Here is an 8,545-nt window from a genome sequence, read left to right on the forward strand (position 1 = left end):
TCACCTTGAAGCGGTAAATGTTGGGCGTCGCCTTAGCCGGATTCCGTTTCGCTCCGCGATGTGGCGCGTCGTCGCAATCCGGTCATGCGCGCGACGCGGATTTTTCGTCGGATTTGCGCTGGATCAATGCGGGCTTTGGCGAGCCCGCTAAAAAAGGCGGCATCGCGATCGCGAAACGCGACGCGAGGCAGTGATCCGGGGGCCTCCGCCGTTCCCCCTTGGTTCTCGGATCGCTGCTTTTATTGTGCCGGCCGTTGGGCAAGAGCGGGCGCAACCCAAGCAAAGCGATCACGGGGCGGCCGGGGAGGAGCCGGGCTCCGTGATCGCTTTGTCGTCCTCCCTTCGCGAACGAAGCGGCGCTTCCAAGATCAGTCGTGCGCGGGCGGTCTAGCGGCCTCCTGTGACATCGAGAATGCCGCCGGTGACGTAGGAGGCGGTGTCGCTGAGTAGCCATACGGCCGCCTCTGCGACCTCTTCCGGCGTTCCCGGCCGGCCGAGCGGCGTGGCGCGGCCGAGCGAGCGCGCACGGTCGGGCTCGCCTCCGCTCGCATGGATCCCGGTTTCGATCAGGCCGGGGCGGATCGCATTGACCCGCACGCCTTCGGGACCGAGTTCCTTGGAAAGACCGCGCGTCAGCGTGTCGATCGCCCCCTTCGATCCTGCGTAGTCGACGTAGAGGTTCGGCGACCCGAGCCTCGCGGCGGCCGAGGAAATCAGTACGATCGACCCGCCCGCGCCGCCCATCGATTCCGACATCCGCCGCGCCGCCTCGCGGGCGGTCAGATAGGCGCCGAGCACGTTGATCTCGAACACGCGCCGCATCCGTTCCGCGCTCATGTCGGCGAGCCGAGCGGCCGGCGCCACGACGCCCGCGTTCGCGACCACGCCGGAGAGCGGCCCGAGCGCCCGGGTCGCCGCTTCGAACATGCCGACGACGTCGGCTTCGACGGCGACGTCGCCCTTGAGCGCGACCGCGCGTCCGCCCGTCCCGGCGATCGCCTGGACGACCTCGTCGGCCGCGTGGACGTCCTCGCGATAGTTGACGCCGACCGACCAGCCTTGTCTGGCGGCCAGCACGGAGATCGCGCGGCCGATGCCGCGCGAGCCGCCAGTGATCAGCACGACCTTGGACATGACAACCTCGCTGGCGGATGGGGAGCACCGTCCGCCAGTTTAGCGTCGCAGGGACGCCGCGGCTATGGTCCCGCTTTCGGTCACGGCTGTTCACGACCGGGCAGGGCGTACGAGCCGGATTCGACATCCGAAAGGACGCCGAACCGCCTCGGCGCCCAGCCGAGTTCCGCCCGCGTGCGCTCGGCCGAAAGGCGCTTGTTGAGGCTCAAGCGCACGCCGCCGTCACAATCCTCGCTTCAGCTTCAGCGCGCCGTTCGCTCAAACATACAACGGCGCCATCTGTCGCCATGCGCGTGGGCAATGCGCGCGACTGTCCCAGACATGCAGGCGATAGCTGACGCCCTTGTCTTCGAGGAGGCGGCTGAGAAAGCGGTTGTTGTCGAGGAAAGGGTCAGCCTCGCCGACGGCCAGAACGATGTCGATCCGGCGCAGATTCTCCAGCCGCCATGGGCAGTTGAGACTGGGCAGGAAATGCGTCGGGGTGTGGAAATAGATCTCATCGTCGTAGTAGCCGTCGAACAGGTCGCCAAAGCATTCCACCTTCATCGTCAGATCGTAGCGGCCGGAAAAGGCGACGAGTTTGCGGAAGAGGTGCGGGTGCCTGAGAACGAGGCTGGCCGCCTGGAAGGCGCCGAGACTGCAGCCGACGGCCATCGTGCAATCGTGCGGATTGGTCGAGGCCATCAGCGGAAGCACCTCGTGGAGGATATAGGCCTCGAAGGCGGCATGCCGGCGGATGCGGTCGGCCGGATGACGGCCGGCGTCATAGAAGGTCTCCCGCGCCAGCCCCTCGATGCAATAGAGCTGCAAATGCCCGGCGTTGACCTTGTCGGCGAGGCTCGCGACGACGTCGAGCTTCTCGTATTCCCAGAAGCGGCCGTCCCGCGTCGGAAACATCAGCACCTTTGCTCCCGCATGGCCGAAGGTGAGGAGCTCCATGTCCCGATGAAGCGCTGGACTATACCAGCGCCGATAATCTCGCCTCATGTCGCCCCGAAGAACCGTCTGACCTTCTCTGAGAGCTGCGCTTGCTGCTCCTGGGCGCCAGGATAGTCGAAATGACCTGCATCTAGGATGACGGTTTCATGATGGTTTGACGTCGGCCGCGCATTGGCGACGGAAAACTGGCAGGGCGGCGCCACCACCGGATCGAAGCGGGCGACAGCAAGGAGCATTGGGATCTGGATCCGCGTCGCCGCCGTCGCTGCATCGAACAGTCTGAGGGTCTTAAGCACGTCTTTGTGCGTCCTCTGATAGTTCTGGACGGCGTGGCCGCTGCCGACGGTGGGCAGGGTCAGCCAGAGCGGCATGTTGGCGAAGGTCGGCAGGCTGAGATGCCCGCGATCGATGCGCCTGTCGAAAGGAATCGCCAGCGCGCCGACGCCGCCGCCGAAGCTGACGCCGCCATAGCCGATCCGTCCGGCGATCTCGGGATAGAGCTCGGTGAGCACGGAGACGGCCATCCAGAGATCCTCGACGCAGCCGCCCAAAATATAGCGTTCCGGCTTGTCGATGCCGGTGAGGACGTGTCCTTCAGGATCGCTGGAAATCGGCGCGCGGCGACTGCGCGAGAGCCCGCGAAAACAAGGAAACAGCACGGCCGTCTCTTGGACCGGAATGTCGAAATCCGGCTCATCGCGTCCGCCATAGCCATGGCCGACGACGAGGCCGCGCCTGACCGCTCCCGCTCGCGGCAGCAAGAGCCAGCCGCCGATCTGGAATTCATCGGTCGAAGCATAGACGATGTCCTGCACGCGCCAGTCCGGATGGCTCGATGCGCTTCGCTCAAGCCGCGGCTCTGGGTTCACGCCGAGCGTGCGCAGATAGCGCGCGCGCCAGAATTCGTCGAAGTTCGGCGGCGGCTCAGGCGGCCTTATCGCGCGAAGCTCCTCGATCCCGAGGCCGTAGGTCGGATCGAAATCGAAGGGGTGCTCTGTCGGGATGCTCATCCGAAGCTTGTTTCGCGAAACAAGCGGATAGACAAGAGCAACCCTTGCGCGACGGGCGACCGGGCGGCAAGCGTTTGGATCGGACGCCTACCCGCTCCGCAGGTCCTTGTACATGAGCCGCGTCGCGTCATAACGGTCCGCTTCGAAGGCGTCGCGCGCGTAGAGCGGGATCGTTCCCGCGACCTCGTAGCCGAGCGATCGGTACAGCGTTTCAGCGGCGTCCCCCGCGGTGTCGAGCGTCAAGAGCCAGCGGCCCGCCTCCGCCGCGAGCCGCTCGATCTCGGCCATCAGCGCCCGTCCGAGGCCGGAGCGGCGGTGGCGCGGATCGACCAGCACTTTCGAGACCTCGGCGTGATGGCGCTTGCTCGGCATGCCGTCGAGGTCGAGTTGCGCAGTTCCAACCACTTCGCCGTCGATCGTGGCGACGAGGACGAGCCGGCTTCCGGCCGTATGCGGCGGCGCGACCTTGTCCCGCCAGTAGGCGCGCGCTTCGTCGAGGCTGAACGGCAGGATGAATCCGATGCTGGAGCCTTCGCTTACGCAGGCCTGAAGAATCGCGGCGAGGCGTTCGACGGCGCCTTCGAAATCCGAGGGAGCCAGCGGTGCGATGATCATGCGCGTTTCCTCCCTCTCGGGTCAGGGGGTCACCAGAAAGTAGCGCGCGGCGCGCCGGTCGGACGAGCGGAAGCGGCTCGCGCTGTTCAGCCGATAGCCAAGGCAGTCGCCGGGACGCAGACGATATGCGACGCCCTCGACGTTCAGTTCGAGCTCGCCGTCCTATAGGTAAAGGTGATGTTCGAGCCCCGGCGAGAGTCAAGCCACGTTGGAGGGCGTCACCGCAGACGGACCGGAATGACCTCGATGGTGAGCTGCACTTCGTCGCCGAGACCGTAATAGGAATAGGCCGGCCGCGACACCGCCCGCAGGAACTGGAACAGGCTCAACCGCAGGCGCTTCAACACGTTGCTCTTTCGCGCGGGCAAAAGGTGGTCCTGCATGACGTGGACGATCCAGTGGTGCGGGTCGGCCGGCAGGTCGATCTCCTTGTGCTGGGCGAGGTCTTCGAGCGCCTTCTCGACGTCCGGCTCCTCGAGGAAGCCGAACGAAAGCTCGACGCCGATCACGCTGCCCTTCGTCTCGCTGCGGTCGAACACTCGGATCTCATAGCGGCTGCCGTGGATGTAGGGCGTCTTCTTGTGGCTGACCTCGACGAAGATGAGGTTGCGCGGCATCATGCCGGTGCGCTCGGCCATGAGCCGGATGAGCGACGGGGCGCGGTCGCCGAGTGCGCGCAGGGGGCGGGGCGACATGATCAGCGCGTTGCGTTCGAGGAAGGATCGGCTCGCCCGGTGCAGTGTGACGACCTCGGACATCGTCAGCGTCGCCTTGGCGTTGTGCGCGGCGTAGGTCGCCTTGCGGCCCCAGCGCCATGTCGCCATCATGGCGAAGCCGACGGCGCCGACCGCGATCGGGACGTAGCCGCCCTCCAAGAGCTTCAGCGAGCTCGCCAGCAGAAAGGCGCCGTTCAGCGCGGTCAGCGGGCCCCAGACGATTGCGGTCAGCGCCCGGCTCCAGCCCCAGTGGCGCCGGGCGACCGGGATCATCGCGAGCGAGGTGATGACCATCACGCCGGAGACGGCGAGGCCGTAGGCGGCCGCGAGCGCCGCGCTCGAGCCGAAGCCGAGGACGAGCGCCACGCAGCCGGCCAGCAGCGCCCAGTTGACGACCGGAATATAGACCTGCCCCTCGTGCGCATGGTGGGTGTGCTCGATGTCGAGGCGCGGGAACAGGCCGAGACGGATCGCCTGCGAGACGAGCGAGAAGGCGCCGGAAATCAGCGACTGTGAGGCGATCACCGTGGCGGCGGTCGCGAGGGCGACCAGCGGCATCAAAAGCCACGGGGGGCTGAGCGCATAGAAGAGCTTGTCGCCCGCGACCGGCGCCCCGCCGAGAAGATAGGCGCCTTGGCCGAGGTAGTTGAGGAGGAGGGCGGGAAAGACGACGGCGTACCAGGAAAGCCGGATCGGCAGCGCGCCGAAATGGCCGAGGTCGGCGTACATCGCTTCGCCCCCGGTCACGACCAGCATCAGCGCGCCGAGCAGCAGCAAGGCGCCGATCACGTTCGCCCGTCCGAGGAACTCGAGTCCGTAAATGGGGTTGAAAGCCGCGAGGATCTGCGGCTCGGCGGCGATCTCGGCCGTACCGAGCGCCGCGATGACGGCGAACCAGACGAGGACGATCGGCCCGAACACCGAGCCGACGCCGGACGCGCCTTTGAATTGCACGGCGAACAAGGCGATGAGCAGCCCCAGCGTCACGGGCGCGATCGCGGACGCGAGTGCGGGCGCCGCGACGCCCAGGCCCTCGACTGCCGACAGCACGCTGATCGCCGGCGTGATCATGCCGTCGCCGATCAGGAGGCCCGCCCCGGCCATCAGCGCCCAGAGAAGCATGCGAGCGCGGCGATCCTTGCGGTCGTGCAGAAGGCCATAGAGGGCGAAGACGCCGCCCTCGCCGTCGTTCTGGGCGCTCAGCACCAGCAGGGCGTACTTGATCGCCACGATGAGCGTCAGCGTCCAGATCACCAGCGACACGGCGCCCAGCGCATCCTCGGCCGTGCGGGCGGGGGCGACGCGAAATATCTGGTCCATCGCGTAGAGCGGCGAGGTCCCGATGTCGCCGTAGACGACGCCAAGCGCCCCGATGGCCAGCGGGCCGACACCGCCCTTCGGCGCGTGGTCGCGCTCCTGCGGGGCGGCGTGGACGTGGCGTGTTGGTTCGACGAGGCTGGTCATCGGCGCCGGCTTTCAGCAATGCCAATTTGCAATGGGAAATCGCGTCCGGCAATGCCCCGGGGCCGCGACACTTGCGCCCAGGCGCGACATGGTTTACCGCCCGCGCCCAACGGGGAAGCGAGGAGAACCGAACTTGGCCGCAGCGGCGCCGCTCAAGCCGATCAACTGGCTGAACGTCTCGACGCTGGTCAGCGTCGCGATCCTCGTCGGCACCGAACTTATTGGGGCCGGCGCCGCCGCAGGCTGGGCGATCGGCGGGTTGTTCGCTTTCGGCGATACGATAACCCACGCGCTCGAAGCTTTTCTCGTGCTCGTGGCGCTCGTTGGGCTGTTCTACTTTCTGCGCGCCGCGACCGGCCACGAGAAGCTGCGGGGGTAGGGCGTCGGGGGACGAACGGCCTCCGCCGTCAGCCGGCGACCTCGTTCCACAGGCGGCGCAGCGGCGGCTCGTCCTCCTCGATCTCGGCGAAGCGGCCGACCGGTTCGAGAAAATAGTTGTCCGTCCGGTCGTCGTTGACCTGGCTCACCTCGCCGACCAGCACGGGGCCCTTGCCCAGCTCGCCGTAGAAGCGGTGGTAGACGCCGCGCTCGACGGTCACGCTCTCGCCGGGGCTCAGCTTCAAGGGCTCCCAGGCTTTGAGTGCGCGCCGGGCGCCGTCGACGATGACCGTCACCGGCGCATCGGTCGTCCGGCCGTCCCGGTCGGCATGGGCGAATTCGAGCGCGAGCACGCCGCCGGCCCGGTTGATGATGTCTTCCATCTTGATGCGATGGCGATGCGTCGGCGTCTCCTGCCCCTCGCCGACAAACAGAAGCTTTTCCGCATAGGGCTTGCCCGTCGGATCGCTCTGGATGCCGTTGCGGACGCAGAAGAGGGTGAGCCCGCGCCGGGCGAAGTCGCCCGAGCCGAAATCGGTGACGTCCCAGCCCATCTGATGATCGCGCAGATATTGCCCGGTCGCGCCGGCGCTCGCGTATTCCTCCGCCGTCCAGTGCGCCCACGGCGGCAACGCCCACCGGTTGGCTTCCAGCAGCGCGATCGCCTGGCCGATGGCGGCGTTGATTTCGGAGCGCTTCATGTCTCGTCCTCCCTCGCCGGCGCCGTCGACGCCGACAGGGGATTATCCCGCAAAGCGCAGGCACTGACCAGCAGTCGAACCCGCCTCACCGCTCCGGCGGCGGGACGATTCCGGCGAATTGGTCCGGCACGTACATTGTCGCCGGGATCGGCTCGCGGTGGTAGTCGGGGTTGTGCGCGCGCGGGGGCAGGATCGGCTTCTCGTGCTCGACCTCCTGGTACGGGATCCGGGTCAGGAGATGGGCGATGCAGTTGAGCCGCGCCCGCTTCTTGTCGATCGCCTCGACCACCCACCACGGCGCCTCGGGGATGTGGGTGCGTTCGAGCATGATTTCCTTCGCCTTGGTGTAGGCCTCCCAGCGGCGGCGCGACTCGAGGTCCATCGGCGAGAGCTTCCACTGCTTCAACGGATCGTTGATGCGCATGAGGAAGCGCAGGTTCTGCTCGTCGTCGGAGATCGAGAACCAGTACTTGACCAGCACGATCCCCGAGCGGACCAGCAGCTTTTCGAACTCGGGCGCGGACTGGAAGAAATCCTCGTATTCCTCGTCGGTGCAGAATCCCATGACCCGCTCGACCCCGGCGCGGTTGTACCATGAGCGGTCGAACAGCACGATTTCGCCGCCGGCCGGCAGGTGCGGCACGTAGCGCTGGAAATACCATTGCGATTTCTCGCGCTCGCCCGGCGCCGGCAGGGCGACGGCGCGGCAGACGCGCGGGTTGAGGCGCTGGGTGATGCGCTTGATGACGCCGCCCGTGCCGGCCGCGTCGCGGCCCTCGAAGATGACGACAAGCTTGAGCTTCTTGGCGACCACCCAGTCCTGAAGCTTGATCAGCTCGCGCTGGAGCCGAAGGAGCTCGGTGAAGTAGAGCTTGCGCGGGAAGGCGTGCTTCTCGGGCAGCTCCTCCCCCTCGGCCAAGATGTCGGCGAGATCGCTGTCCTCGAGCTCGAGCTCCAGATCCTCGTCCAAATTGTCCTGAATCTCGGCGTTGATGCGGTGTTGCATCGCGCTCAACCCGTTGCCCTTGGTCGCGCTCATCCTTGAACTCCTCTCCCCGCTGCAAACTTAGCGAAGGCCTCGGGCCGAATGTCAACGATCGGGGTGAAGTTTTTGCGACAAGCGGCAAGTTCGCCGCGGAGGTTTCGCTCTGCGGCGCGCCGTTTCGATCACGCCGCAGGGAGAGCAGAGCCGGAGCGCCGGGCCCTCGCGACCGAAAACAAGACGCATCAGGCCGCCGTGATCCGTCGCCTATCTCAACCCCGTCGGGTTGGTCTCCGATAGGAATCCCAGGATTTCGTGGAAGAATTGCATTCGGTTCTTCTCCAGCATGACCGTATGCGTGCCTTCCCCGATTTCGATCATGCGCTTGTAGGGCGCGTGCGTCAGCTTGGCAAAAAAGCTTCTGGTCATGCAGCGATTCTAAAAGTGCCCCGTGGCTTGGTTCTCATTGGATTTTTTGGACCGAGAGGAGGTGGGGCGGGATGGTGAAGGTGGCGAGGGCTTCGAGGAGGTCGGGCTAGGCGGGGAAGACGACGAAGCTCGTCAAGGTTGCGAGATAGGCGAAGAAGCGGGTTCGCTTTTCGGCCG

Annotated in this window: 10 protein-coding genes; 2 read left to right on the top strand and 8 right to left on the bottom strand. The window is 66.4% G+C overall.

The genetic code is table 11. The annotated features are described in order from the left end of the window. Nucleotides 1–17: 17 nt before the first annotated feature. Nucleotides 18–194, top strand: coding sequence for a hypothetical protein (locus ACLP25_RS04730; RefSeq protein ID WP_442468072.1), 177 nt, complete (start codon nt 18–20; stop codon nt 192–194). A gap of 193 nt (nt 195–387) precedes the next feature. On the opposite strand, the gene ACLP25_RS04735 is transcribed toward ACLP25_RS04730, so the two are convergent. The 5 genes from ACLP25_RS04735 to ACLP25_RS04755 all read right to left on the bottom strand — a co-directional run bounded on the left by ACLP25_RS04735 (nt 388) and on the right by ACLP25_RS04755 (nt 5,878). Further along, nucleotides 388–1,134: an SDR family oxidoreductase gene (locus ACLP25_RS04735; RefSeq protein ID WP_442468073.1), complete on the bottom strand. Its 747-nt coding sequence runs from the start codon at nt 1,132–1,134 to the stop codon at nt 388–390. A gap of 258 nt (nt 1,135–1,392) precedes the next feature. Next, on the bottom strand, nt 1,393–2,121 hold the full coding sequence (locus ACLP25_RS04740) for an esterase family protein (RefSeq protein ID WP_442468074.1): 729 nt from the start codon (nt 2,119–2,121) through the stop codon (nt 1,393–1,395). Further along, the gene (locus ACLP25_RS04745; RefSeq protein WP_442468075.1) at nt 2,118–3,083 is read right to left on the bottom strand and encodes an acetylxylan esterase; all 966 of its coding nucleotides are present in this window, start codon (nt 3,081–3,083) and stop codon (nt 2,118–2,120) included. Before ACLP25_RS04745 ends, ACLP25_RS04740 begins: the two co-directional genes overlap by 4 nt. Nucleotides 3,084–3,170: 87 nt before the next feature. After that, nucleotides 3,171–3,698, bottom strand: a complete 528-nt coding sequence (locus tag ACLP25_RS04750) for a GNAT family N-acetyltransferase (protein WP_442468076.1) — start codon at nt 3,696–3,698, stop codon at nt 3,171–3,173. A gap of 218 nt (nt 3,699–3,916) precedes the next feature. Beyond that, entirely contained in the window at nt 3,917–5,878 is a 1,962-nt protein-coding gene (locus tag ACLP25_RS04755) for a KUP/HAK/KT family potassium transporter (protein ID WP_442468077.1), read from the bottom strand. Nucleotides 5,879–6,011: 133 nt separating this feature from the next. Here ACLP25_RS04755 and ACLP25_RS04760 point away from each other — a divergent pair, with 133 nt between their 5' ends. Beyond that, nucleotides 6,012–6,257 carry a hypothetical protein gene (locus ACLP25_RS04760; RefSeq protein ID WP_442468078.1) on the top strand — a complete coding sequence of 82 codons (246 nt, stop codon included), beginning with the start codon at nt 6,012–6,014 and terminating at the stop codon, nt 6,255–6,257. A 28-nt stretch (nt 6,258–6,285) separates the two neighbouring features. On the opposite strand, the gene ACLP25_RS04765 is transcribed toward ACLP25_RS04760, so the two are convergent. The 3 genes from ACLP25_RS04765 to ACLP25_RS04775 all read right to left on the bottom strand — a co-directional run bounded on the left by ACLP25_RS04765 (nt 6,286) and on the right by ACLP25_RS04775 (nt 8,368). Continuing rightward, on the bottom strand, nt 6,286–6,957 hold the full coding sequence (locus tag ACLP25_RS04765; protein ID WP_442468079.1) for a D-lyxose/D-mannose family sugar isomerase: 672 nt from the start codon (nt 6,955–6,957) through the stop codon (nt 6,286–6,288). 85 nt (nt 6,958–7,042) lie between these two features. Next, the gene (gene ppk2 / locus ACLP25_RS04770; RefSeq protein ID WP_442468080.1) at nt 7,043–7,996 is read right to left on the bottom strand and encodes a polyphosphate kinase 2; all 954 of its coding nucleotides are present in this window, start codon (nt 7,994–7,996) and stop codon (nt 7,043–7,045) included. A gap of 210 nt (nt 7,997–8,206) precedes the next feature. Beyond that, nucleotides 8,207–8,368 carry a hypothetical protein gene (locus ACLP25_RS04775; protein WP_442468081.1) on the bottom strand — a complete coding sequence of 54 codons (162 nt, stop codon included), beginning with the start codon at nt 8,366–8,368 and terminating at the stop codon, nt 8,207–8,209. Nucleotides 8,369–8,545 lie beyond the last annotated feature (177 nt).

The sequence above is a fragment of the Roseiarcus sp. genome, assembly GCF_052145395.1.
Classification (GTDB): domain Bacteria; phylum Pseudomonadota; class Alphaproteobacteria; order Rhizobiales; family Beijerinckiaceae; genus Roseiarcus.